This window comes from Kitasatospora sp. NPDC001119, assembly GCF_053598475.1.
In genome coordinates this window covers 348,102-372,892 of the sequence record NZ_JBSFKI010000003.1, presented here as the reverse complement: position 1 = coordinate 372,892, position 24,791 = coordinate 348,102, and the positions used below count along the sequence as shown (strand labels likewise).

At 71.9% G+C, this 24,791-nt stretch carries 21 protein-coding genes; 13 read left to right on the top strand and 8 right to left on the bottom strand.

The window, feature by feature from the left end; all coding sequences use genetic code 11:
* The first annotated feature begins 1 nt into the window (after nucleotide 1).
* From ACWDD9_RS05965 to ACWDD9_RS05950, 4 genes are read left to right on the top strand one after another with little or no spacing between them, the layout of a single operon-like run.
* A complete protein-coding gene (locus ACWDD9_RS05965) occupies nucleotides 2-964 on the top strand; it encodes an ABC transporter permease (RefSeq protein ID WP_380742329.1) in 963 nt (320 codons plus the stop codon).
* Entirely contained in the window at nucleotides 961-1,947 is a 987-nt protein-coding gene (locus ACWDD9_RS05960; RefSeq protein ID WP_074002329.1) for an ABC transporter permease, read from the top strand. Before ACWDD9_RS05965 ends, ACWDD9_RS05960 begins: the two co-directional genes overlap by 4 nt.
* Entirely contained in the window at nucleotides 1,947-2,945 is a 999-nt protein-coding gene (locus tag ACWDD9_RS05955) for an ABC transporter ATP-binding protein (RefSeq protein WP_449810882.1), read from the top strand. The genes ACWDD9_RS05960 and ACWDD9_RS05955 overlap by 1 nt, the downstream gene beginning before the upstream one ends.
* Nucleotides 2,945-3,946, top strand: coding sequence for an ABC transporter ATP-binding protein (locus tag ACWDD9_RS05950; RefSeq protein ID WP_049651588.1), 1,002 nt, complete (start codon nucleotides 2,945-2,947; stop codon nucleotides 3,944-3,946). The genes ACWDD9_RS05955 and ACWDD9_RS05950 overlap by 1 nt, the downstream gene beginning before the upstream one ends.
* A gap of 132 nt (nucleotides 3,947-4,078) precedes the next feature.
* Here the strand turns inward: ACWDD9_RS05950 and soxR are convergent, their stop codons facing one another.
* Nucleotides 4,079-4,552 carry a redox-sensitive transcriptional activator SoxR gene (gene soxR, locus ACWDD9_RS05945; protein WP_049651587.1) on the bottom strand — a complete coding sequence of 158 codons (474 nt, stop codon included), beginning with the start codon at nucleotides 4,550-4,552 and terminating at the stop codon, nucleotides 4,079-4,081.
* A 65-nt stretch (nucleotides 4,553-4,617) separates the two neighbouring features.
* On the opposite strand from soxR, the gene ACWDD9_RS05940 reads away from it, so the two are divergent.
* Nucleotides 4,618-6,075: an MFS transporter gene (locus ACWDD9_RS05940; protein ID WP_449810881.1), complete on the top strand. Its 1,458-nt coding sequence runs from the start codon at nucleotides 4,618-4,620 to the stop codon at nucleotides 6,073-6,075.
* Between the two features lie 121 nt (nucleotides 6,076-6,196).
* Here the strand turns inward: ACWDD9_RS05940 and ACWDD9_RS05935 are convergent, their stop codons facing one another.
* The gene (locus tag ACWDD9_RS05935; protein WP_449810880.1) at nucleotides 6,197-8,563 is read right to left on the bottom strand and encodes an immune inhibitor A domain-containing protein; all 2,367 of its coding nucleotides are present in this window, start codon (nucleotides 8,561-8,563) and stop codon (nucleotides 6,197-6,199) included.
* Between the two features lie 226 nt (nucleotides 8,564-8,789).
* Nucleotides 8,790-10,856, bottom strand: coding sequence for a prolyl oligopeptidase family serine peptidase (locus ACWDD9_RS05930; RefSeq protein ID WP_449810879.1), 2,067 nt, complete (start codon nucleotides 10,854-10,856; stop codon nucleotides 8,790-8,792).
* A gap of 92 nt (nucleotides 10,857-10,948) precedes the next feature.
* Between ACWDD9_RS05930 and ACWDD9_RS05925 the strand changes: the two genes are divergently transcribed.
* Nucleotides 10,949-12,121, top strand: coding sequence for an aminotransferase class V-fold PLP-dependent enzyme (locus ACWDD9_RS05925; RefSeq protein ID WP_241852864.1), 1,173 nt, complete (start codon nucleotides 10,949-10,951; stop codon nucleotides 12,119-12,121).
* A gap of 81 nt (nucleotides 12,122-12,202) precedes the next feature.
* On the opposite strand, the gene ACWDD9_RS05920 is transcribed toward ACWDD9_RS05925, so the two are convergent.
* On the bottom strand, nucleotides 12,203-12,577 hold the full coding sequence (locus ACWDD9_RS05920) for a hypothetical protein (protein WP_074002332.1): 375 nt from the start codon (nucleotides 12,575-12,577) through the stop codon (nucleotides 12,203-12,205).
* A 268-nt stretch (nucleotides 12,578-12,845) separates the two neighbouring features.
* Here ACWDD9_RS05920 and ACWDD9_RS05915 point away from each other — a divergent pair, with 268 nt between their 5' ends.
* Nucleotides 12,846-15,701, top strand: a complete 2,856-nt coding sequence (locus ACWDD9_RS05915) for a DEAD/DEAH box helicase (RefSeq protein ID WP_049651584.1) — start codon at nucleotides 12,846-12,848, stop codon at nucleotides 15,699-15,701.
* 498 nt (nucleotides 15,702-16,199) lie between these two features.
* Here the strand turns inward: ACWDD9_RS05915 and ACWDD9_RS05910 are convergent, their stop codons facing one another.
* From ACWDD9_RS05910 to ACWDD9_RS05900, 3 genes are all read right to left on the bottom strand, one after another.
* Nucleotides 16,200-16,868, bottom strand: coding sequence for a YdcF family protein (locus tag ACWDD9_RS05910; protein ID WP_449810878.1), 669 nt, complete (start codon nucleotides 16,866-16,868; stop codon nucleotides 16,200-16,202).
* A 337-nt stretch (nucleotides 16,869-17,205) separates the two neighbouring features.
* A complete protein-coding gene (locus ACWDD9_RS05905) occupies nucleotides 17,206-17,694 on the bottom strand; it encodes an SAM-dependent methyltransferase (RefSeq protein WP_449810877.1) in 489 nt (162 codons plus the stop codon).
* Between the two features lie 41 nt (nucleotides 17,695-17,735).
* Nucleotides 17,736-18,911 (bottom strand): Tat pathway signal protein, encoded by a 1,176-nt coding sequence (locus tag ACWDD9_RS05900; protein ID WP_449810876.1) that lies wholly within the window; start codon nucleotides 18,909-18,911, stop codon nucleotides 17,736-17,738.
* Between the two features lie 392 nt (nucleotides 18,912-19,303).
* Between ACWDD9_RS05900 and ACWDD9_RS05895 the strand changes: the two genes are divergently transcribed.
* The 6 genes from ACWDD9_RS05895 to ACWDD9_RS05870 all read left to right on the top strand — a co-directional run bounded on the left by ACWDD9_RS05895 (nucleotide 19,304) and on the right by ACWDD9_RS05870 (nucleotide 23,814).
* Entirely contained in the window at nucleotides 19,304-19,867 is a 564-nt protein-coding gene (locus ACWDD9_RS05895; protein WP_449810875.1) for an ATP-binding protein, read from the top strand.
* Nucleotides 19,864-20,817 carry a hypothetical protein gene (locus ACWDD9_RS05890; RefSeq protein WP_449810874.1) on the top strand — a complete coding sequence of 318 codons (954 nt, stop codon included), beginning with the start codon at nucleotides 19,864-19,866 and terminating at the stop codon, nucleotides 20,815-20,817. The genes ACWDD9_RS05895 and ACWDD9_RS05890 overlap by 4 nt, the downstream gene beginning before the upstream one ends.
* 27 nt (nucleotides 20,818-20,844) lie before the next feature.
* A complete protein-coding gene (locus ACWDD9_RS05885) occupies nucleotides 20,845-21,453 on the top strand; it encodes an AAA family ATPase (protein WP_449810873.1) in 609 nt (202 codons plus the stop codon).
* Nucleotides 21,440-21,973, top strand: coding sequence for a class IV adenylate cyclase (locus ACWDD9_RS05880; protein WP_449810872.1), 534 nt, complete (start codon nucleotides 21,440-21,442; stop codon nucleotides 21,971-21,973). The genes ACWDD9_RS05885 and ACWDD9_RS05880 overlap by 14 nt, the downstream gene beginning before the upstream one ends.
* Before the next feature lie 13 nt (nucleotides 21,974-21,986).
* Nucleotides 21,987-23,081 carry a radical SAM protein gene (locus tag ACWDD9_RS05875; RefSeq protein ID WP_449810871.1) on the top strand — a complete coding sequence of 365 codons (1,095 nt, stop codon included), beginning with the start codon at nucleotides 21,987-21,989 and terminating at the stop codon, nucleotides 23,079-23,081.
* Between the two features lie 274 nt (nucleotides 23,082-23,355).
* Nucleotides 23,356-23,814, top strand: coding sequence for an NUDIX hydrolase (locus ACWDD9_RS05870; RefSeq protein WP_449810870.1), 459 nt, complete (start codon nucleotides 23,356-23,358; stop codon nucleotides 23,812-23,814).
* 54 nt (nucleotides 23,815-23,868) lie between these two features.
* Here the strand turns inward: ACWDD9_RS05870 and ACWDD9_RS05865 are convergent, their stop codons facing one another.
* On the bottom strand, nucleotides 23,869-24,771 hold the full coding sequence (locus ACWDD9_RS05865; protein WP_380662857.1) for a 5'-3' exonuclease: 903 nt from the start codon (nucleotides 24,769-24,771) through the stop codon (nucleotides 23,869-23,871).
* Nucleotides 24,772-24,791 lie beyond the last annotated feature (20 nt).

Sequence of the window (24,791 nt, the reverse complement as noted above, 5' to 3'; positions counted from 1 at the left end):
GATGAGTACCACCACTGAGCCCGCCGCCGTGGCCGACGCCACGGCGGGGGGCGCCAAGAAGAGTGCCGGGCGCGGGCCCTGGCGGCTGGTCTGGGACCAGCTGTGGGCCAAGGGCTCGGCCCGGTTCGGGCTGATCACCGTCGGCGTGCTGATCCTGATCACCGCGCTGGCCGGGCCGCTCAGCGCCCTCGGCGGCTGGACCCCGGAGGAGTTCGACAAGCGCGCCGTCGACCCGTACCTGGGCGGCGTGCCCCGGGGCGACTTCGGCGGCATCAGCGCCCGGCACTGGCTGGGCGTCGAGCCGGGCAGCGGCCGCGACCTGTTCGCCCGGGTGCTGCACGGCGGTCAGGTGTCCCTGCTGATCGCGTTCACCGCGACCGCCGTGGTCGTGATCGCCGGCACCCTGGCCGGCATCGCGGCGGGCTACTTCGGCGGGCGCGTCGACACCCTGCTGTCCCGGCTGATGGACCTCACGATGTCCTTCCCCTCGCTGATCTTCATGATCGCGATGATGTCGGTGGCCAAGGACGTCAACCGGATCCTGCTGATCACCCTGGTGATCGGGCTGTTCACCTGGCCCGGCATCGCCCGGGTGGTGCGCGGCCAGACCCTCTCGCTCAAGCACCGCGAGTACGTCGAGGCCGCCAAGGTCGGCGGGGCGCGCTCCTGGCGCATCCTCACCCGCGAGATCCTGCCGAACGTCTCCGGCCCGATCATCGCCTACACCACCCTGCTCGTCCCCGGCATGATCGCCACCGAGGCCGCGCTCAGCTACCTCGGCGTGGGCGTCCGCCCGCCGACCGCGTCCTGGGGCCAGATGATCGCCGAGAGCATCGTGCACTACGAGACCGACCCGACCTACTTCCTGATCCCGACCGCCTTCCTGTTCGTCGCCGTGCTCGCCTTCACCCTGCTCGGCGACGCGCTGCGCGACATCCTCGACCCCCGGGGAGGCCGGTCGTGATCCTCTACCTCGGCCGCCGGCTGCTCGGCGTGGCGGGCATCCTGCTCGCCATCTGCGCCATCACCTTCACCATCTTCTACCTGCTGCCCAACGACCCGGCAGCGGCCGCCTGCGGCAAGACCTGCAGCCCCGAGCGGCTCGCCGACGTCAAGTCGGCGATGGGCCTGGACAAGCCGGTCTGGGACCAGTTCCTCGCCTACCTCGGCGGCATCTTCGCCGGCCGCGACTACGGCTCCGGCCCCAGCGCGGTGCACTGCGGCTTCCCCTGCCTCGGCTACTCCTACGAGTACGGGCTGCCGGTCTGGGACCTGCTCACCGACCGGCTGCCGGTCTCCATCTCGCTGGCCCTCGGCGCGGCCGTGCTCTGGCTGGTCCTCGGCCTCGGCGCGGGCGTCACCTCGGCGCTGCGCAAGGGCAGGCCGATCGACAAGACCCTGATGGTGCTGTCCGTCGGCACCGCCTCGCTGCCGGTCTACTTCACCTCGATCATGCTGATCTGGGGCCTGGTCAGGACGGCCGGCGTGCTGCCCTACCCCTCGTACCACAAGTTCACCGAGAACCCCTTCGCATGGGGCTCCAACCTGCTGCTGCCGTGGATCGCGCTGGCCCTGCTGTACGCGGCCATGTACGCCCGGCAGAGCCGCAACTCGATGATCGAGGCGATGGCCGAGCCGTACATCCGCACCGCCCGGGCCAAGGGCCTGCCGCCGCGGACGGTCACCGTCAAGCACGGGCTGCGCTCCGGGATGACGCCGATCCTGACCATCTTCGGCATGGACCTCGGCGGCCTGCTGGCCGGCGCGGTCATCACCGAGTCGATCTTCGGTCTGCCCGGCGTCGGCCGGCTGTTCTACGACGGGCTGGCCCGTTCCGACCAGCCCGTGATCCTCGGCGTCACCCTGCTCGCGGCCTTCTTCATCGTCGCGGCGAACCTGCTGGTCGACCTGCTCTACGCGTTCGTCGACCCGAGAGTGAGGTACTGATGACCAGGCTGTTGGAGGTCGAGGACCTCAAGGTCGCCTTCGACACCCCGCGCGGCACCGTCCGCGCGGTGGACGGGATCTCCTTCGCCGTCGAGGCCGGTCGCACTCTCGGGCTGGTCGGCGAGTCGGGCAGCGGGAAGTCCGTCACCTCGCTCGCCGTCATGGGCCTGCACCGCGGCGCCGCCGTCACCGGCTCGATCCGGCTGAACGGGCAGGAGCTGAACGGGCTCGGGGAGCGGGAGCTGGGCACCGTCCGGGGCCGCCGGATCGCGATGATCTTCCAGGACCCGCTGTCCAGCCTGCACCCCTTCTACACCGTCGGGGAGCAGATCGCCGAGCACTACCGGGTGCACTTCAAGGCCAACCGCAAGGCCGGGCGGGCCAAGGCGGTGGAGATGCTGGCCGAGGTCGGCATCCCGGAGCCGGCCCGCCGGGTCGACGAGTACCCGCACCAGTTCTCCGGCGGCATGCGCCAGCGCGTCATGATCGCCATGGCGCTCGCCTGCGAGCCCGAGCTGCTGATCGCCGACGAGCCCACCACGGCGCTCGACGTCACCGTCCAGGCGCAGATCCTCGACCTGATCGCCCGGATCCAGCAGGAGCGCGGCCTCGGCGTCGTGATGATCACCCACGACCTCGGCGTGGTCGCCCGGGTCGCCCACGAGGTGCTGGTCGTGTACGGCGGCCGGGCCGCCGAACAGGCCCCGGTGGACCGGCTGTTCGCGCAGCCCGCGCACCCGTACACGCGCGGCCTGCTGGACTCGCTGCCGCGCCTGGACGACACCGACGACGCCCCGCTGCGGGCCATCCCCGGCAGCCCGCCGTCGCTGATCGCCCCCGCCCCCGGCTGCTCCTTCGCCCCGCGCTGCGCCCGCACCACCGCGGCGTCCGCCGAGGAGCACTCCCGCTGCCTGGCCGAGCGCCCCGTGCTCGACCGGCTCGCCCCCGGCCACCAGGCCGCCTGCCACCTGCCGCTGGTGCCGGAAGGGGTGCTGTGATGACCACACCGTCGACGAAGGACGCGGCCGGACCGCTGCTGTCCGTACGGGACCTGGTGAAGACCTTCCCCGGCCGGCGGAGCCGCACCGGGCGCCCCGGTGCGCCGGTCCGGGCGGTGGACGGGGTGAGCTTCGACGTCGGCGCGGGCGAGACGCTCGGCCTGGTCGGCGAGTCCGGCTGCGGCAAGTCCACCACCGGGCGGATGATCGTCCGGCTGCTCGACCCGACCTCGGGCACCGTCACCTTCGACGGCACCGAGATCGGCGGGCTCTCCCAGGCCCGGCTGCGGCCGCACCGGCGCGACCTCCAGATGGTCTTCCAGGACCCGTACTCCTCGCTCAACCCCCGGCAGACGGTGGCCCGGATCATCTCCGAGCCGCTGCTCGTCCAGGGCGAGAGCGCGGCGGCCGCGCGCAAGCGGGCCGCCGAGCTGATGGAGCTGGTCGGGCTGATCCCCGAGCACCTGGACCGCTACCCGCACGAGTTCTCCGGCGGCCAGGCCCAGCGCATCGGCATCGCCCGCTCGCTGGCCACCTCGCCGCGGCTGGTGATCGCCGACGAGCCGGTCTCCGCGCTGGACGTCTCCATCCAGGCCCAGGTGGTCAACCTGATGGAGCGGCTCCAGCAGGAGCTCGGGCTGGCGTACGTGTTCATCGCGCACGACCTCTCGGTGGTCAAGCGGGTCTGCGACCGGGTCGCGGTGATGTACCTGGGCCGGATCGTGGAGATCGGCGACAAGGCCGAGGTGTACGGCAGCCCCGCGCACCCGTACACCAGGGCGCTGCTGTCCGCCGTCCCGCTGCCCGACCCGGAGGCGGAGCGCACCCGGGAGCGGATCGTGCTGCTCGGCGACCCGCCGAGCCCGGCCGACCCGCCGCCCGGCTGCACCTTCCACCCGCGCTGCCCGAAGGCCCAGGACCTGTGCCGGACCGAGCGGCCGCTGCTACGGATCGCCGGGCCCGGCGAGCGGCAGGCGGCCTGCCACTTCCCGGAGGTCTGAGCCGCACAAGCCCCCGGTCGGACGCGGCGGGGAACCCTGCGAGGGCCGCGTCCGGCCGGGTTCCAACCCCTTCCCCGCCCGCGCGTCGACGGCGTCCCACGCGTCGACGGCGCCTCACCCGTCGACGGCGTTTCACTCCTCGACGGGCAGCAGGCCCTCCTCCGGCAGCAGCCGGCGGGGGCCCGGCCCCTCGGCGGCCAGCTCGTCCCCCGGGTTGAGCACCCGGCAGCGGCGCAGCGACACGCAGCCGCAGCCGATGCAGCCGGTCAGCTCGTCCTCCAGCCGCTCCAGCTCGGCCCGGCGGGCGCGCAGCTGCTCGGCCCAGCGCCGGGAGATGCGCTCCCAGTCGTGCTTGCCGGGCATCCGGTCCTCGGGCAGGCCGGTGAAGACCTCGGCGACCTCGGAGAGCGGGATGCCGAGCCGCTTGGCGACCAGGATGAGCGAGATCCGGCGCAGCACGTGCCGCCGGTAGCGCCGCTGGTTGCCGGCCGTGCGCTCGGAGGAGATCAGCCCCTGGTCCTCGTAGAAGCGCACCGCCGAGGTGGCGATCCCGGCCCGCCGGGCCACCTCCCCGACGCTCAGCAGGTCGACCGGCGCGGTGGTCATGGCGACTCCTCGGTTCCTTCGGCTTCCTTGACTTCAAGTTCCCTTGAAGTCCTAGCGTACCGGACGTGACCGAATCATCTGCCGTAGTGACCGACACCTCCCCTGCTGAGCAGGGCAGTTACGCACCGGAGTCGCAGTCCTCCGGGGCCGCCGCCGGGTGGCGCGAACTCTTCTCCCGCCGGTACGCCGCCCCCGCCTCGATCCTGGCCGGCGGCGTCGCGCTGTACGCGATGAACCTCTACTTCACCGCCGCGCTGATGCCCTCGATCGTCGCCGACATCGGCGGCGAGCGGTACTACGCGTGGGTGGCCACCGGCTTCCTGATGGCCGCCGTGATCGCCTCGATGCTGGTAAGCCGGCTGCTGGAGCGCCTCGGCGCCGCCCGGGCCTACATCCTGGGCTTCCTGGTCTTCGGCGCCGGCGCCGTGGTCAACGCGCTCAGCCCGTCGATGGCGGCGCTGATCCTCGGCCGGGTGGTGCAGGGCCTCGGCGGCGGGCTGGTGGCCGGGCTCGGCTACGCGGTGATCCGTAGCGCCCTGCCCGAGCGGTTGTGGACCCGCGCGGCCGGACTGGTCTCCGCGATGTGGGGCGTCGGCACCCTGGTCGGGCCGTCGCTGGGCGGGCTCTTCGCCCAGCTCGGCGCCTGGCGCGGGGCGTACGTCCTGCTGCTGGCCGCCGCGCTGGTGCTGGCGGTGCTGGCCCGCCGGGTGCTGCCCGGGCGCTCCGGCGCGGGTCGGGGCGGCGGCCCGGTGCCGCTGCCCTCGCTGCTGCTGCTCACCCTGGCGGCGGCCGTCTTCAGCGTCAGCTCGACCGTGCCGTCCGGCTGGCCGACGGCGCTCTGCCTGCTCGCCGGACTGGCGCTGCTGGTGGGCTTCGCGGCGGTCGAGCGGCGCTCGGCGGCGACGGTGCTGCCGCGGCAGACCTACCGGCCCGGCAACCCCCTGAAGTGGCTCTACCTGACCGTCGCGGTGCTCTGCGCGGGCGTGGTGACGGAGAACTTCATCCCGCTGTTCGGCCAGCAGCTGGGCGGCCTCGGCCCGCTGGTGGCCGGCTTCCTCGGCGCCGCCACCTCGGCCGGCTGGACCGCCGCCCAGCTGTTCAGCGTCGGCATCGAGTCGGCCCGCGGCCGGGCCCTGGCGATCCGGGTCGCCCCGCTGGTGCTGGTCGGCGGCCTGCTGGTGTACGGGCTGTCGCAGACCGGGCACGCCTCCGGGCTCCGGGTGCTGCTCTGGGCGGTGGCGCTGTTCGCCGCCGGCACCGGGATAGGCCTGGCCTTCCCGCACCTGAGCGTGGCGGCGATGCGCAGCAGCAGCGACCCGGCCGAGGGCGGCAAGGCGGCCGCGGCGATCAACACCACCCAGCTGATCGCCTTCTCGGTGACCTCGGCGCTGGCCGGCACCCTGGTCAACCTGGGCGGGGACAGCCCGGTCGACTCGGCCCGGTACATGACCTTCGGGATCGCCGCGATCACCGTCCTGGGGGTGGTCACCGCCGCGCGCACCGCGCGCAGCCTGGGGCGCTGACCCCGGGTACCCGGCCGGCCTCGGGTGCCCAGCAGGCCCGGGCGCACGAGCAGGCCCCGGGCACACGAGCAGGCCCCGGATCCCTTTTCGTCGGGGGGATCCGGGGCCCTTCACGTACCGGTCAGGAGGCCGGGCCCACCCGGACGGTGGTGATCCTGCCGCCCTGGGACTCCCGGACGACCTCGATCTTGGTGTTGGTGTCCGGCACCTTCACCGTCAGCTGCGGCGTGGCCGGGTCGCCGTACACCCCGGTGCGGTCGTTGAAGACCGGGACGGCCGGCTTCGACGGGATGCGCACCGCGACGCCGCCCTTGTGCAGGGTGAACGCCGTGGTCGGCTTGAGCGAGAAGGTCGCGTCGTAGGTCTGCGCCCGCCCGTTGACCAGCGTCCCGTCGCCGAAGCGGATCGGCGCCGGACGGGCGTCGATCGGCAGGATCAGCCCGCCGCCGGGGTGGTCCTTGGTGTTGTTGTCACCGTACGAGGTGTCCCACAGCCAGATCAGGACGCCCTCCTGGTACGGGTAGTTGTCCACCACGTTGGCCTTGCCCGCGACGCCGCTGTAGCCGAAGTTGTACGGGCCGGTCTTCAGGAACTCGCCGTAGCCGGTGTAGCGGCGGTTCTCGGCGAGGTACGCGCGCGGGTGCTGCTTGACGGCGGTGCGGCCGTCGATGACCGTGAAGCCGCCGGCCGTCCAGCCGTTCGCGCCGTTCTCGGCGCCGTCGGCGAACAGCACGGCGGCGCCGGCGGTGGCCTTGACGGCGTCCACCAGCACGCCCCGGCCGTGGGTGTTGCCGTCCGAGGTGACGTGGAAGCGCAGCCGGACCTGCTGGCCGAGGTAGCCGTCCAGCGGGATGTGCAGCTGCTTGTAGCTGCCGGAACTGCCGCTCAGACCGGGGGTGTTGGCGCTGGTGTTGCCGATCGGGGCGCCGTCCACGGTGCCGCCGAGGGAGGTCCAGTGCTTGCCCTGGTCGGTGGAGGCCTCGACGGTCAGGAAGTCGTAGTCCTGCTCGGTGTCGTACCAGACCGCCGCGTCCAGGGCGGCCGGGCCGGCGGCGGTGCGCAGGTCGACGTCCCGGGCCAGGGAGTTGTCGAGGTTGTCGCCGGTGTCGCTCCACCACTGCCGGCCGCCCTCGTACGGGTCGGCGAGGTCGGTGCGGGTGGTGCCGTCCGGCAGGTGGACCAGGACGGCCTGGGCCTGGTCGGTGTTGTAGCTGCTCACGCCGAGCGCGTGGGTGGAGCGGGTGGCGGCCTGCGCCTCGTCGTAGTCGAGCCAGCCGAACTGCAGCTTGCTCCAGGCGTCGAGGTCGCCGGGGTAGCCGCCGGTGGTGTTCGGACCCTTGCCCAGGTAGGAGCCGGAGGACATCAGCGACCAGAAGTTGACGCTGTTGTCACCGCCGTTGGTGGGGTACAGGTCGGGCAGGCCGAGGTTGTGGCCGAACTCGTGGGCGAACAGGCCGACGCCGCTGTTCTCGCCCGCCTGGACGTAGTCGTAGACGTACAGGCCGGTGTCGCCGACGGGGGCGCCGCCGATCTTGTTGCCCTCCGGGCCGGTCTGCCCGGTCGCGTCCGGGAAGGTCCAACTGCGGTGCGCCCACAGCGCGTCGGCGCCCTGGGCGCCGCCGCCCCAGGTCTCGTCCACGCCCGCGTGCACCACGACGACGTTGTCCAGGTAGCCGTCCGGCTGGGCGAACTCGCCGTTCTTGTCGTGGTCGTAGCGGTCGTAGACGTCGTACTGGGCGAGCTGCGCCTTGATGTCGGCGGCGGAGCGGCCCTTGGCGACCTCGCCGTCGTACCAGGCCTTCACGGCGTCCCGGATGAACTCCTGGCCCTGGGTCCAGGCGCCGGAGCCCTGCGGGCCCTTGTTGCTGCCGTAGCGGGCCTCGTTGTACGGGACGGTGACCCAGTCGCTGACGGTGCCTTCGACGTCGTACCGGCCGGAGGACTGGGTGCGGTAGTAGTTGCGCATCGACACCGCGCCGGGCGTGTCGTCGAAGAACATCTTCTGGTAGTAGCCGCGGTCGAAGTCCTGCGACCACAGGGTGTGGTTGTCGTCCTTGCCCGGCTTGGGGATCTGGTTGTGGGCCGGGCCGGGGGTGCCGCCGTAGCGGGGCTGGCCGTTCCACTGGGTGGTGTTGTCGACCTGGTCGCCGAACTGGGCGAGGATCACGAAGACCTTGTCCGTGCGCTGGTGCGCGAGCTGGACGTAGTCGTTGCCGACCTTCACCTTCGCCGGGGCCCGCTTGCCGGCGGCCTTGGCGACGGTGCCCTTGTTGAGCTGTTCCAGGGCCTTGCCGCGCAGCGCCTGGCGCTCGCGCTCCTGGGGCGCGAGCGGGGCCGGCGGGGCCTCGGCGCCCTGTTGGGCGTCGGCGGACGCGGCGGCGAGGGCGGTGGGGGTCGGGGGTGCGGCCTGGGCGGGGGTGCCCAGCAGGGTGGCCGCTATCGCACTCGTGGTGAGTGCGGCGGCGAGGGCCGCGGACAGTCTGCGCAACTGACCGGTCCTTTCCGGGGGATGGGGGTGCCTCGGTCATCGGTAGGTGAAGCGCAGGTAATATTTCACATGTCACGGGTTACATGAAAGAGGTGTGCGGCAAGCGGAAGGGCGCCGCACCCGGGGGTGCGGCGCCCTTCGACTGCCGGACCGTCACCCGGCGGCCCGCCCGGACCGGGCGGAGGTCGCGCGGAGTGCCGCGATCCGGCCCGGGCGCTGCTGCGGATCAGCCCAAGGAGGCCCGCAGGAAGGCGAGTTCGGCCTGGGCCAGCTGCTCCAGCAGCCCGCCCGGGGTCATGTGGGTGGCGCCGGGCAGTGGCAGCACGTTGTGCGGGCGGCCGGCCCGGGTGAGCGCCTGGGAGAGCAGCAGGGTGTGCGAGGGGTGGACGTTGTCGTCGGCCAGCCCGTGGATCAGCAGCAGCGGCCTGCTCAGACCGGGCGCGTCGGGGAGCAGGCAGTCGTCGGCGTAGCCCTCCGGGTTCTCCTGCGGCAGGCCGAGGTAGCGCTCGGTGTACGCGGTGTCGTAGAGCCGGAAGTCGGTGGGCGGGGCGCCCGCGCAGGCGGCGTGGAAGACGTCCGGGCGGCGCAGCACGGCGAGCGCCGCGAAGTAGCCGCCGTACGACCAGCCGCGCACGCCGACCCGGCCGAGGTCGAGGTCCGGGTGCCGCTCGGCGAGCGCGTGCAGCGCGTCGACCTGGTCGTCCAGCGCCACCTGGGACATCCGCCGGAAGATGGTGCGGGAGAAGTCCGGGGAGACAAACGGGGTGCCGCCGTTGTCGACGGTGACCACCGCGAAGCCCTGGTCGGCCCACCACTGCTTGAGCTGCCAGCGGCGCGGCTCGGCGGCCACCGCCTGGTAGCCGGGCCCGCCGTAGACGTCCAGCAGGACGGGCAGCCGGGTGCCGGGGACGTGGCCGCGCGGGTACACCACGGCGCTGGGCAGGGCGCGTTCGGTGACCCGGGCGAGCCGCGGCTCCACCCGGTGGGGCAGCGGCTCACTGAGGTCGGTGAGCGCCAGCTCGTGGCCGTCGCGGCTGATGACGCGCCGGACGCCGTCGGCGGTGGCCGAGGTGAGCAGCAGGGTGTCGGCGGCGGCGAGCGCCGAGTGCAGGCCGGGGCCGGAGGCGAGCGGCTCGGGTGCGCCGCCGTCCGGGTCGACCAGGTGGACGTACTGGTCGAACGGGTCGCCCTCGCCGGTCTCGCAGAGCAGCCGGCCGTGCAGCCGGCCGACGACGCGGCGGATCTGCAGGCCGGCGGTGTCCAGCGGCTTGCCGTCGAGCGCGAGGCCGCGGGCCTGCGGGGTGTCGTGGACGGTGAGCAGCCGGCCGTCGGCCAGCCGGGCGGGGGTGCCGGGCAGGTCGTCCACCCAGAACTCGTCGGTGGTGCGGGAGAGTTCGGCGGTGTCACCGGTGGCCGGGTCGGCGCTCAGCAGCAGCACGTTCTGCTGCAGGCGGTCGGCGACGGTGAGCAGCACCTCGTCGGTGGAGGCCCAGGAGGCGGCGCAGAGGTACGGGAACTCCTCGGTGTCCCAGCGCAGTCGGACCCGGGTGCCGTCGAGGCCGAGCACCCAGAGCTGGACGTCCGCGTTGGGGCCGCCGGCCTGCGGGTAGGCGAAGTCCTCGGGGGCCTCGCCGGGGTGCGCCGGGTCGGCGAAGTACCGCCGGGGGACGGCGGATTCGTCGACCCGGGCGGCCAGCAGCGCGCCGCCGTCCGGGCGCCACCAGTGGCCCCGGTGGCGGCCGAGCTCCTCGGCGGCGGCGAACTCGGCGACGCCCCAGCGGGCGCCGTCGGCGGGGGAGAGCGGTTCGAGGCCGGGGGTGACGTACAGGGCGTCCTCGGCGACGTAGGCGACGCGCTGTCCGGTGGCGTCCGGCCGGGGGTCGAACGCGGGCCCGGCGACCGGGAGTTCGTCGCTGGTGCCGGCGGTGGTGTCGGTGCGGAACAGCCGGCCGTCCAGGGTGAAGACGGCGGTGGCGAGGTCGGCGGTGGCGGCGTACGTGCCGATCCCGGCGGCGACCAGCCGGCTGCGCTCGCGCAGGCGGCGCTCGACCACGGGCAGGTCGTCGCGCCGGCCGGTGCGGCCGGGCAGCAGCGCGGCCGGGTCGGCGACCAGCCGCTCCTCGCCGGTGGCGGTGTCGAGCAGGTGGAGGCGGTCGACCGGATCCTCCGGACCGCTGGAGCGGAGGAGCAGCAGCCGGGTACCGTCCTCGGCGAAGGTGTACGCACGCGGCGCGCCGAAGGTGAACCGACCGGTACGGGCGCTGAGGGCAAGGAAGGCGTCGGTGATGGTCACGGCCCGATGGTGGTCGCGCGGTGTGTGTCCCGACCAGTAGTCTGTCATGTGAAATGTCACACACCAGTGTGCGCCAGTGAGCGGAGGAAACCGTGATCGAGGACCTGCGGACCGTCGAACCCCCGGCGCCACTGCCCGCCGCCGACGGGCTGTTCAGCGTGTCGCCGCGGACCGCGCACCTGAACCACGGCTCCTTCGGCGCCGTGCCCGTCCCCGTCCAGCGGGCGCAGGACCGGCTGCGCACCGAGCACGAGCAGGACCCGGACGGCTTCTTCGCCGACCTCCCGGCCCGGATCGCCGCCGCCCGCGCCCTGATCGCCGCCGAACTCGACACCGACCCGGACCGGCTCGCGCTCGTCTCCAACGTCACCGAGGCGGTCGCGATCGCCCTGGACAGCATCCCGTTCGCGCCCGGCGACCGGATCCTGGTCACCGACCACGGCTACGGCGCGGTGACCCAGGCCGCCGCCCGCAAGGCCGCCGAGACCGGCGCCGAACTCGTGGTGGCCCCCGTCCCGCTGGACGCCCCCGACGAGCAGGCCGTCCGGGAGGCGGTGCTCGCCGCCGTGGACGGCCGCACCACCGTCGCCGTCCTGGACCAGCTGACCTCGCCCACCGCCCGCCTGGTCGCCGGCCCGGCCCTGCTCGCCGACCTGCGCGCCCGCGGCGTGACCACGGTGGTGGACGGCGCCCACGCCCCCGGCATGCTGCCCGCCCCGATCGACCCGAACGCCGACTTCTGGTTCGGCAACCTGCACAAGTGGGCCTTCGCCCCGCGCGCCACCGGGGTGCTCGCCGTCCGCCCCGAGTGGACCGGCCGGGTGCGCCCGCTGGCGCTGTCCTGGGAGCACGACAAGGGCTTCCCGGGCAACGTCGAGTGGCGCGGCACCTGCGACTACACGCCCTGGCTGGCCGCCCCGGCCGGCTTCGAGCTGCTGCGCGGCCTCGGCCACCCGGCGGTGGCCGCCCACAACACCGCCCTCGCCGCGTACGGCCGCCATGCGCTGACCGAGCGGGCCGGCCTGGCGCCGCTGCCCGCGACGCCCGGGGTGTGGATGCGCACCGTCCGGCTGCCGGCCGGGTACGGCGAGACCGAGCCGCAGGTGAAGGCGCTGATGGCCGAGGTGTGGCACCGGTTCGGCACCCGGATCGCCGTCCGCCCCTGGGCCGGCGGCGGGGTGCTGCGGGTCAGCGCGCAGCTGTACAACCGGCCGGAGGAGTACGAGCGGCTGGCGGACGGGCTGGCGGAGCTGCTGAAGGGCTAGGCGCGGCGGGTCTCCCCGGGCCGGTCCGGTCTTTCCCGGGCTTCCCCGGGTCGGTCCGGGCTCTCCTGGGTCGGCCCGGGGTCAGACCTCCAGCGCGAGTGCGATCTGGGTGAGCCGGTGGCGGGCCATCGCCAGGTTGGAGCGGCTGCGGTGGAGCGCGAGGAAGAGGAAGAGTCCGCGTGCCCCGGGCGCCGTGAGCGGCCGGACCAGGTGGTACTGGTGGGTCAGCGTGGTCAGGATGTCCTCGATCTCGACGTCGTGCAGGTTGAGCATCTCCATCGTGCGCATCTTGGCGCGGACCACGTCGGTGTTGCCCGCCGCGGCGACGTTCAGGTCCAGCTCGGCGCCGTCCCCCAGGGTGCCGAGGGCCATGCCGCTGCCGCAGTCGACCAGGGCGACGCCGATCGCGCCCTCGATCGCCATGGACTCCTTGAGGGACGTCTCCAGGTTCGCCATCGTGGCGGTCCTCCCGTGTCGTGGTGGCTGGGACGACGACGGTAGGGAGCCGTCACCGGCCTCCACCAGGAATGACCGGAGACGATCGGGTCTGACTCCGTCCCGATCACTTGAAGACATTTGCAACTATGGATCTGAGAGGGAACTGATCCCGGGAGTGTGCCGAGGGAGTGAATCCGTCGCACGGAAAAACGGTGCTATCGATGTCAGTCCACCCGGGTAACCTCTCGCTGAGATGCGAGATCACACCAATCACACCCGGACGGCGATGAACACCCCCGATCCAGAGCCCCAGGACGACCAGGAGCTCAGCCCCGCCGAGGCGTACGCGGCCAGCCGTCGCCGGGCGCAGGAGCAGGCCACCGCCCTGTACGGCTTCCAGCAGCTGTACGACTTCCCGCTGGACGACTTCCAGCTGGAGGCCTGCGAGACGCTGGAGGCCGGCTCCGGCGTCCTCGTCGCCGCCCCCACCGGCTCCGGGAAGACGATCGTCGGCGAGTTCGCCGTGCACCTGGCCCTGGCCGCGGGCCGCAAGTGCTTCTACACCACGCCGATCAAGGCGCTCTCCAACCAGAAGTACGGCGACCTGGTCAAGCGCTACGGCGCCGCCAAGGTCGGCCTGCTCACCGGCGACAACACCGTCAACGGCGACGCACCCGTGGTGGTGATGACCACCGAGGTGCTGCGCAACATGCTCTACGCGGGCTCCAGCACCCTCGACGGCCTCGGCTACGTCGTGATGGACGAGGTGCACTACCTCGCCGACCGCTTCCGCGGCGCCGTCTGGGAGGAGGTCATCATCCACCTCCCCGAGTCGGTCACCCTCGTCTCGCTCTCCGCGACCGTCTCCAACGCCGAGGAGTTCGGCGACTGGCTGGACACCGTGCGCGGCGGCACCAAGGTGATCGTCTCCGAGACCCGCCCCGTGCCGCTGTGGCAGCACGTGATGGCCGGCAACCGGATGTACGACCTGTTCGCCGACCCGGACCGGGACGGCCGCCCCAAGCACAGCCTGAAGAACCCCGGCAAGGCCGTCAACCCCGAACTGGTCCGGCTCGCCCGCTCCGAACTCGACCGCAACCCGCGCGACCGCTTCGGCCGCGGCCGGGGCCGCTCGATGCCCAACGGCCGTCCCGGCCGGGTCTGGACGCCGGGCCGGGTGGACGTCATCGACCGGCTCGACGCCGAGGGCCTGCTGCCCGCGATCACCTTCATCTTCAGCCGGGCCGGCTGCGAGGCCGCCGTCCAGCAGTGCCTCAGCTCCGGCCTGCGGCTCAACAAGGACTCCGACCGCGCCCTCGTCCGGGCGTTCGTCGAGGAGCGCTGCGCCGACATCCCCGACGAGGACCTGCACGTCCTCGGCTACTTCGAGTGGCTGGACGGGCTGGAGCGCGGCATCGCCGCCCACCACGCCGGGATGCTGCCCCGGTTCAAGGAGGTGGTCGAGGAGCTCTTCGTGAAGGGCCTGGTCAAGGCCGTCTTCGCGACCGAGACCCTGGCGCTCGGCATCAACATGCCCGCCCGCTCGGTGGTCATGGAGAAGCTGGTCAAGTGGAACGGCGAGACCCACGCCGACATCACCCCCGGCGAGTACACCCAGCTCACCGGCCGGGCCGGGCGGCGCGGCATCGACGTCGAGGGCCACGCCGTGGTCCTCTGGCAGCGCGGCCTCGACCCGGAGGCGCTGGCCGGCCTGGCCGGCACCCGCACCTACCCGCTGAAGTCCTCGTTCCGGCCCTCGTACAACATGGCCGTCAACCTGGTCTCCCAGTTCGGCCGGCACCGCTCGCGCGAGCTGCTGGAGACGTCCTTCGCCCAGTTCCAGGCGGACCGCTCGGTGGTCGGCATCGCCCGCCAGGTCCAGCGCAACGAGGAGGGGCTGGAGGGCTACCGCGAGTCGATGACCTGCCACCTCGGCGACTTCGACGCGTACATGGAGCTGCGCCGCAAGCTCAAGGACCGCGAGAACGAGATGGCCCGCGAGGGCAGCAGCCAGCGCCGCGCGGCCGCCGTCGAGTCCATCGAGCAGCTCAAGCCGGGCGACGTCATCCACGTGCCCACCGGCAAGTTCGCCGGCCTCGCCCTGGTCCTCGACCCGGGCCTGCCGCCGGTCAACCGCTCCGGCCGGGGCGGCCCGCGCCACCCCGACTACCAGGACGGCCCGCGCCCGGTGGTGCTCACCGCCGAGCGGCAGGTCAAGCGGCTCGCCATGATCGACTTCCCGCACCCGGTCGTCGCCGTCGACCGGCTGCGCATCCCCAAGTCCTTCAACCCGCGCAGCCCGCAGTCCCGGCGCGACCTCGCCTCGGCGCTGCGCACCAAGGCCGGCCACCTGGAGCCCGAGCGGTTCCGGCGCGGCCGCGCGGCCGCCGCCGACGACCCGGAGATCACCCGGCTGCGCACCGAACTGCGCCAGCACCCCTGCCACGGCTGCTCCGACCGCGAGGACCACGCCCGCTGGGCCGAGCGCTACCACCGGCTGCACCGCGACACCGAACTGCTGGAACGCCGGATGCGCTCGCGCACCCACACCATCGCCCGCACCTTCGACCGGGTCTGCGGGCTGCTCACCGACCTCGGCTACCTCAGCGGGGACACCGTCACCGACGACGGCAAGCGGCTCGGCCGGCTCTACGGCGAACTCGACCTGCTCGCCTCCGAGTGCATCCGCGAAGGCGTCTGGAGCGGCCTCGCCGCCGCCGAACTCGCCGCCTGCGCCTCGGCGCTGGTGTACGAGGCCCGCCAGGCCGACGACGCCGGCGCCCCCCGGGTGCCGGAGGGCGCGGCCAAGGAGGCGCTCGGCAAGATGGTCCGGATCTGGGGCCACCTGGACGCCCTGGAGGAGCAGCACCGGATCAACACCGCCGAGGGCGTCGGCCAGCGCGAGCCCGACCTGGGCTTCGCCTGGGTCGCCTACCGCTGGGCGCTCGGCCACAACCTCGACCAGGTCCTGCGCGACGCCGACATGCCGGCCGGCGACTTCGTCCGCTGGACCAAGCAGCTGATCGACGTCCTGGGCCAGATCCAGGACGCCGCCGGCGAGGACGTCGAACTCCGCAAAACCGCCCGCAAGGCCGTCGACGGCCTCCGCCGCGGCATCATCGCCTACTCCTCCGTCGGCTGACCGCAGCACCCCCGCAAGGGCCCGCCCGCTCACCCACCCGAGCGCGCGGGCCCTTCCGCATTCCCATCTCCCTGACGGCGAAGGTGGGGAAGCGCCAGGCCTTCGGCCACCCCCACCCCCTGTGCGGCTTCGGCTTCGCCTCGCCGCTGGGCCTCCACGGAGTTGCGCAGGAAGTCGGCCCAGCCGACTTCCTGCGCAGAAGAGCTGCCCCTGCCCTCGCCGACGGCAGGGGCAGGGGCACGACGACGGAAAGGGAGTGGCCCTTGCCGCTTCGGCGCCGCCGAAGCGGCAAGGAACCTGTGAGGGGTGCGTAGGAAATCGATACGGTCGACTTCCCGTGGAGAAGAGGAAATCGACTGCCACGCTGAACCCCGGCGCCCTCGCTCCACCCAAGCGAGGGCGCCGAACACCTCTCATGCCATTTCGAGGGCCGCTTTCATCGGGGGAGGAAGTTGGGCTGGTGGACAGCGCACACCAAGCCCGGAGGGCGGCGCCGCGTCAGTTGAGGGTCTTGCTGTCGAATCCGTCGGCCAGAAGCCGCTGGTACGCATCATGAACCGTCTCCGGAACCTCCTGTGCAACGGCGAACCCGCGCCTCGGGTACTCGATCACCCGCTGGAGGTCGCCCACGAGGCTGTCGATCACGAGCTTGTCGTCGCCGATGCTCTTCACGTAGTCGTTCAGGCTCATCGGGGTCGAGGCGCACACCACCTCGGCCTCCGGCCACACCTTGCGGCATGTCGCGAACGCCCGGCGCTCCATGTACGGCATGGTCACGAGCAGCACCGACCGTGCCTCGATGCCGGCGGCCTCCAGGACGTCACGGGAGAACTGGATGTTCTGCCCGGTGTTGCGGGCGCGGGGCTCCTGGTGGATCGCATGCTCGGGGACCCCGAGGGCGATGGCGTGCTCAGTGAAGTGCACGGCCTCACCTCGGGGGAAGAGCTCCGGCCGGGACGGGTTCGGCCCGCCCGTGAACACGATCTTCCGCACCAGGCCGTCCAGGTACAGGGCTGCCGTCTGGGCTGCCACTCCGAGGTCGTGGCAGCCCAGACCGATCGCCACATCGCAGGGCCGCCGCTCGTGCCCCATCTGGTGGTATTCCCAGATCAGCGTGGCGTCCGCCCACTGTCGGTCGGTGATCTCGCGCTGCTGAGTGTCCGCCACGTTCTTCTCCCGCTCACTGAAGGCACCGTGCCCGCTGGAATCCGGACCGGATGCCTCGGATGCTCCTTCGCTGGTGGGTCGTACCGTACGTGTCCGCCAGCACCTCGGCCCTGTCCAGCAGGGCGAGCCCCTCCCCGGCAGTCGCGTGGTCGGTCAGACGGTGAAGACGGGTGAAGCGCCAAGCCTTCGGCCATGGCGCTTCACCCGTCACCTTCCACCTCCTGTGCGGCTTCGGCTTCGCCTCGCCGCTGGGCCTCAACAGCGTTGCGCAGGAAGTCGGCCCAGTCGATTTCTCGTGGAGAAGAGACAGCCGACGCGAACGAGCCAATGCCGCCGGTCAGACCGTGGGCGGCGCCGGGGCGAAGTAGTCGCGGAGCATCTCGCTGGTCCACGTGGGTTGGCGGACTTCTCCCCGCGGGCCGAACTCCTCGAACCAGGGCTTCACTTCGAGGACCGGGGTGCCGTCGATGGCGTCCAGGTCCTCGACGTGCAGGTCCAGGCCGTCGACCTTCACGAGCCGACAGCGGGAGGACCCGAGCCAGTTGAAGCGCCGCATGTTCCGGTGGCCGAACACACCGACCTCGGGCCAGTCCGGGTTGTCCCGGGGGCGGCGCGCGCCGAAGTTCAGATCGGTCGGGTCGGTCCTGTGGAACCGGAAGATCACGTCGAGGTGGGAGAACTCCTCCAGCCCCTTCGTCGCGTCGAGCGGGAATCTGTCTCCGTCGAGCCGGATGATGGCGCGCGTCCCTCCCCAGTAGTCGTCGGTCGGTTCCGTTCGACCTCCTACAACGTGCCCGAGCGCTTCCACGCTGAAGACGTCACTCATGTGTTTCCTCTCCTTGGAACGGACCGCGCTTGGGCGACGGGTCAGATGGTGGCTGCCAAGTACTCGGCAGCGCGCCTGTCGACGGCGTCGATGGTCGCCACCCTCCGTCCGCGGTAGGGAGACAGTGCGCTGCGGATCCGCAGCGCGACATCGCGGGTACGGGCAGATCGAACGGTCTGCATGGCGTCGAGTGAATCGGACCAGATCGTGCAGGCCTCGTCGATGGAGTGCTGCCGGGCCTTGACGAGGCCCAGATGGCCGAGCGTGACGGCGTGAGTCCTGGTGAAGGAGGAGGCCTTGCGAGTCGCGACGCTGCGGGCGAACTCTCTTGCCGCACCTTCCAGGTCGCCGAGGTCTCGCAGTGTCGATGCCGTCTCGTGCGCCAAGGACGCTTCCCCGAAGAAGAACACCCGGGCCGGCTCGTCGTCGCCGGGGGAGGCCGCGGACAGATCGCGTTCGGCCTGGAGCAGCGCGGCGTTCGCCTCAGTGGTACGTCCCGCGGAGGCCAGGGCGCGTGCGTGGACGACGCCGAGCAGCGAACGCTCGCGCGGGCTGGCGAGCCCGTACCTGTCGCCGGCCATGGATGCCTCGGCGACCCTGACGGCGTGGTGGGGCTTTTGGAGGTCGACCGCTTGATGGGCCATGGCACGCAGGACGTGGCCGGCCATCGCGGGGTCGTCGGCCTCGGCCGCCAGTTTCACGGCGACGGTGTAGTAGTGCTGGGCGGTGGGGTGCTCGCCGTTGTCGAACGCCGTCCACCCGGCCAGGTAGGCGAGTTCGGAGGCTGCCGAGAACATCTCCCGCCGTACCTGGTCGGAGGCGAAGGTGCCTTGGAGGAAGTCTCCGACGTCCGTAAGGAGGTACTGCGCGACCGCTGTTCGTCCGTGGCCGCCGCCACGGCGCTGGTCGAGTCGGGAGAAGAGTCCCGTCATCTCCCGGACGGCGTTGACGTCGGCCTGGCCGGCGCGGCGCTGCGTGATGCCGCGGTCGTCGGTGCGGGCCATGCTCTCCCACCAGCTGTCGGGGGGGATGTTCAGCGCTCCGAGCGAGTACGTGAGCGTGCGGAGGAGCTGTCTGCGTTCCACGTCAACGTCGATCCGTCCAAGAGCCGCCAGGGCCTTCAGCGTATCCAAGCCCCAGGCGCGCAGGTCGGGTTGATCGTCTCCGAGCCCCATCGCCGCCAGGGTGACGTCCCGGTTCAGCCAGTTGGTGAGCACCTCTGCGAGGTACTGCGGGATGTCCCCGGAGGGTCTCACACCCTGGCGGACCCACTGCGTCACGGACACCCGACTCGGCCGCGCCGGGTCGTTGTGGTGGGCCGCGACAGCGCATAAGGCCCGGGCGAGGGCCTCGTTCGGCCGACCGGCTTCCCGGATCAGACAGCCCAACTGCTCATTGGGTTGGCGAGTGCGCCCCACGGGGGTCTCCTGGCGATGCCGTTTAACCGGTTTAACAACGGACAGTCGCCAAGAGCTTACTCCCAGCCATCTCTGGCGGTTTGCTGTTCGTGCAAGGCAGTCACAGGCCGCACTGCGAATGCTCCGTCACCCCCGGCCAGCAGTACGGCTTGCCTCCCGACAGCCCTGGCCCGAGCGAATGAGGCGCCTCCATGGAATCCGGATCACGCATCATCACGATGAAGTTCCCCGCCGAACGGGAGCAGATCGGCGAGCTCCGCCGCTGGGCCAAGGCGGCCATGCCGCTGTTCGGGTTCGGCCTGGGGGGCCGGCGGTGCGGCGACATGCTGGACGACGTGCAGCTCGTCCTGTCCGAACTCGGCACCAACGCCGTTCTGCACGGCTGCGGCGGCGACCGACCGGACGTGAAGCTGACGGCCTCTCTGGCGCACACCTCGGGTGTGCTGCGCGTGTCCGTGGCAGACCCGGGTGGCGGACGGCCCGAATGCCGGCCGGCGAGCACCGACGCGACCTGCGGCCGCGGGCTGGGGCTGGTCATGGGGGTCGCGTCCCGGTTCGGCGTCGAGAATCTTCCTGCAGGAGGCAAGGAGATCTGGGCCGAGATCGAACTGCCCGATCCGGTGCGTCCGGTGGCCGCTGTGGTCGATCAGATCAGTCGGCAGGCGGGGGTACTGCACTCGGACGCCGCTGTACGGGACGGACCGACCTCCCTCGCCGTCCATCCGTCCACTCCGTACCCGAGGACTGCGTCGTGAGCGTCGGAACGCGAACCGGAAAGCTGCTCAAGACCATCAGCCCCGCCCGCAGACTGGACATCGCGGCCTCCTACGAGGCCCTGGCGCAGGCCTGCGTGGCCACCGGCGACGACCCCGCGAAAGCCGAGCTGCTCAGCGACAGCCCGAACCACCTGTGGTCGCTCGGCTCGCGCTCGCGCGCACTCGCCATCGTCCACCCGGATGTGGACGAGGCCTGGGCGCTCATCAAGGGCGCGCAGTTCCTCCGGGAGCACCTGCTCCCCGTCACCTCCGCCTACTACACCGAGGTCCGCGCGGCCGTCGACGGCCAGGCCGTGACCTTCTGGCAGGACCCAGGGAAGCCGAGCGCCGACACGTCCCTCTCCGCGTGGGTGACCGCCCTCACCCACCGCATCGGCCCCGAGGCGGCCCCGTGGCTGCGGGAGCACGACCCGTTCGCCCACCTGCTGGACGGCTTGGACGACGCGCCGCTGGACGACTCCGCCCGCCGGTTCCTGCGTGAACGCGCCGCCCAACTGCGAGAAGAGTGGGACTACCTCGACTGGCCGACACCGGAAACCGTCGTCCTCGGCGCCCTCGGCATGGTCCCCTGCCATGACGACGGAGTCCACGTCGGACTCCTGCTGCGCCGCCCGCTCCGACGAGGCCATCGAGAGTGGGACCTCGTCGCCGCCCGCTGGCGCTCCGAACTGCTCACCGGCCCGCGTCAGGACCACCGCACCTACGCCGACACCTACCTCTCCTACGAGCGGGAGGATCGGCTCCCGGACCACCCCTACATCGGAGCCTGGTCCGGCTACCAGGTCGTACGCGACATCGTTGTCCTCAGTGCGGCGATGAACACGGTCCGCCGCGCCCATCTCGACGCCAACATCCGCCAGGAGGCCGCCCACCGCATCGCGTGCCTGCGCGGCGCCCACCCGGTCCCGTGGAACTGGGGTCCGCGATGAAAGCCCGAACCAGGAAACGGAGTTCACATGGACGTGACCCGAGGATTCTTCATCACCATCGACGGTCTCAGCGCGAGCGGGAAGACCACGGTCGCCCCGCTGGTCGCGGCCCTCGTTGACGGCGTCCACCTCACGGACGACACCTTGCCGACCTTCCCCCGCATGCGTGCGGAGGTGGACGCCGCCGACATCCTGGCGGCGCGGTTCCACTGGTGGATGATGGCCAATCACATCAAGTCCGAGACCGCTCGCGCGGTTGTCGGGGCGGGCCGGACCGTGGTGGTCGATTCCTACTTCCCGCGCACCATCGCCACGCACAGGGCGATGGGTCACGACTGCGCGCCGGAGTACCCGGAGGGAGTCCTCCTCCCGCACGTGCCGATTCTGCTGGAGGTGGGCGAACGCGTCCGCCAGGAGCGGCTTCGCCGGCGGGCCGAGCTGGGAACGCTGAGTTCCTGGCACCGGCGGGAGGAGCCGAACGTGGCCGAAAGCTCCCGCGTGTACCGGGCGTTCGGACTGCTGCGGGTCGACGGCACCGACCGCACGCCTGGCGAGGTGGCTCGCAGCATCGCCGATACCGTGCGCTCGTATGCCCGCACCGCATCGAGGAAGGCAATTCCCCATGACCGCAACTGAGTTCGAAGCGAAGATCCTCGACGTCGATCCGGAGGAGATCCGCGTGCTCCTGGCCGGGGCCGGGGCCGAGCACGTGGTCGACCGCTTCCAGCGCCGCTACGTCTACGACATCCCCGGCCGGCCGGGAGCGTGGGTCCGGCTGCGTGACACGGGCACCGACGTCACCCTGTGCGTCAAGGAGATCCACTCCGACGCGATCGACGGCGTGACCGAGACGGAGACGACCGTCGGTGACTTCGACGCCGCGAACACACTCCTCGGCAAGCTCGGCTACCAGCCGAAGGCGTACCAGGAGAACCGTCGGTCCTCCTGGACGCTCAGCGGCGCGGCCGTCGAGATCGACCACTGGCCGCTGATTCCCCCCTACCTCGAGATCGAGGGCGACAGCGCCGAACACGTCCACGCGACCGCCCTCGCGCTCAAGCTCCCCCTGGAGGAGCTGACGAGCGAGAACACCACCAAGGTCTACCGCCGGTACGGGATCGACATCGAAGCGATTCCCCGGCTCACGTTCGAGTGACAGGAGACAAGCCTTGTCAGCTACCCATCGTCCGGCGATCAGGGTCGTCCGGGACAGGACGATCCGCATCAAGGTGATCGACGACTGCGGGCTGGCCTGCACGTTCTGCCACAACGAGGGAACGCCGGTCACCGCCGACAATCGAGGCCGCGCCGAACTGCCCTTCGTCGCGGGCCCGGGCAGGACCGGGCGTGTGTCGATCTACAGCGAGACGAACGGGGTCGGCTTCCTTGCCGCGAGGATGGCCCCGGACGCGTCCTTCCGGCGGGCGGTGCGAACCGTGGCGAGGGCGTTCGACGCCCACGAGGTTCACCTCACGGGTGGGGAGCCCACCCTTCACACGGAGGTGCCCGCGCTGGTCGCGGCACTCACCGGCATGGGGTTGAGCGTCGGGATGACCAGCAACGGGGAACGCGGCCGGCAGGTGATGGCGGAGTGCTCCGCGGCCGGACTCGGCCGAGTCAACGTGTCGGTCTTCGGTACGACCGCCGCAGAACTCCGGGTCGTTCAGTCCGAGCGCTTCAGGACGCCGGGTCTGGCCGAGGCGAAGATCCGGGCGGCGGAGCAGACCATCCGTGCCGCCGTCTCCAACGGCGTGAAGGTCTCCGTGAACATCGTCGTCCCCGGAATGGCCCACGTCGGCCGGGTCGTCAACCTGGTCGAGTCGTACGGCCAGTTCGCGGACGTGCGGATGCTCACCAGCGTCCAGGACGGGCCGGAGTCGGTCGCGGCGATCTCCGAAGTGCTGGCCCGGGTCGGCGCGGAACCGGTGCTCCGGACGTTCACCGCCGGGACCTCCGACGAGCGCACCCTCTACCGGGCGCTCGGCAGCCGGGCGGTGTACGTCAAGCGGCTGCTGCCCGTGCGGCTCCCCGACACCTGCGCGTCGTGCCGGTTCAACAACGACACGGACTGCGAGGAGGGCTACTACGGCATCCGCCTGTACCTCACCGATCAGGGGGAGTACATGGTGGGCGTCTGCATTCAGCGGATGGACCTCTGCGTGCCCGTGGCCGAGTTGCCGAAGAGCGGGATCGTGGAGGAGGTACTGGCCTTCAAGGACGCCGAAGTCCGAAGGCTGACGCGCGAGTACGGTGCCGCCGCCTGAGTGGTCGGCCCCGGCGACAGGGCTTTGCGGCCTCGCTCGGGTCGAGCGAGGCCGCTGGGCTCCGAAACTGTTGGGCTGGCACCTGCCCTTCGGCCTCGTCCTCCAGAGTGCCAAGGGTGTGGAATCCGACATCCTCCTCGCCGCCGACAAGGGCGCGGACGTCCCGACCTCGCAGTCCTGCTGACCACGGAGCCCGACACCGCACAGGCCATCCTGGAAGCGCTATCGCACCGGACGGTCAACACCAAAATCCCGTACGGGAGTTGGAGAGAACATGAGCACAATCAGCGACATCGGCCCTGCCCCGCTCCCGATCGTGGACGTCCACGTCGTCCTGCGCACCCCGGACGGCAAGATCCTGCTCTCCCAGCGCGGCGGCCCCTACGGCTACGGCCAGTGGCACGCCCCCAGCGGCAAACTCGACCCCGGCGAGAAGCCCGTCCACGGCGCCGCCCGCGAACTGGAGGAGGAGACCGGTATCACGACCGACCCGGCCCGCCTCCGCCTCGCCTACACCGTTCTGCACCACCAGGGCCCGGCGGCCCTGCGCCTCGGACTGTTCTACCTCGCCACCGAGTGGCAGGGGGAGCCCGTCAACCGCGAGCCCGAGAAGTGCCTGGACCTGCGCTGGTTCGCCGAGGACGGCCTGCCCGACGACCTCATCCCCTACCCCGCCGCAGGCATCCGCGGCGCCCTCACCGACCCCGGCGGCCTGGCGCACCACGGCCGGTAGGGCAGGGGCCCGCGCGTTCGAGGCGAACGTGCGGGCCCCGGGGTGGAATCGGGGTCAGCGGGTGGCGAGGGATTCCAGGAGGCGGTCGAGGGAGGTGCCGAGGCCCCAGCGGGTGGAGAGTTCCTCCAGGGTCATGGGGTAGAGGGGTTCGCGGGGGAGGGTGGGGTCGAAGTCCGGGAGGGGGGCGTCGGGGGCGACGCGGACGACGGTGGGGGCGACGTCGAGGTAGGCGGCGCCTTCGACGATGTTGCGGCGGCGGGCCGGGGTGAGCTTGGAGCCGAGGTCGAGGGCGGCGGCGCGGATGGCCGGGAGGTCGCCGTACTCGTTGATCAGTTGGGCGGCGGTCTTCTCGCCGATGCCCTTGACGCCGGGCAGGCCGTCGGACGGGTCTCCGCGCAGGGCGGCCATGTCGGCGTACTGGGCGCCGCGTACGCCGTACTTCTCCTGGAGCAGCGCGTCGTCGGTGACCTGGAGGTTGCCCATGCCCTTGACCGGGTAGAGCACGGTGATCCCGCGGGCGTCGTCGACCAGTTGGAAGAGGTCGCGGTCGCCGGTGACGATCTGCACCGGGCCGGTGGCGCGGGCGGTGAGGGTGCCGATCACGTCGTCCGCCTCGTAACCGGGGGAGCCGACCCGGGCGATGCCGAGGGCATCCAGCACCTGCTCGATCACCGGGACCTGCGGGGCCAGGGTGTCGGGCACCTCCTCCTCGCCGTCCTCGGCGGCCTCGGCGACCCGGTGGGTCTTGTAGGAGGGGACGAGGTCGACCCGCCACTGCGGGCGCCAGTCAGCGTCCATGCAGGCGACCAGCTGGTCGGGCCGGTGGTCGTGGACCAGCCGGGCGATGAAGTCCAGCAGGCCGCGGACGGCGTTGACCGGCTCACCCTGCGGCGAGCGCAGGGTGTCCGGTACGCCGTAGTAGGCCCGGAAGTACAGGCTGGCGGAGTCGAGCAGCATCAGTCGCGGTGCGGTCACGT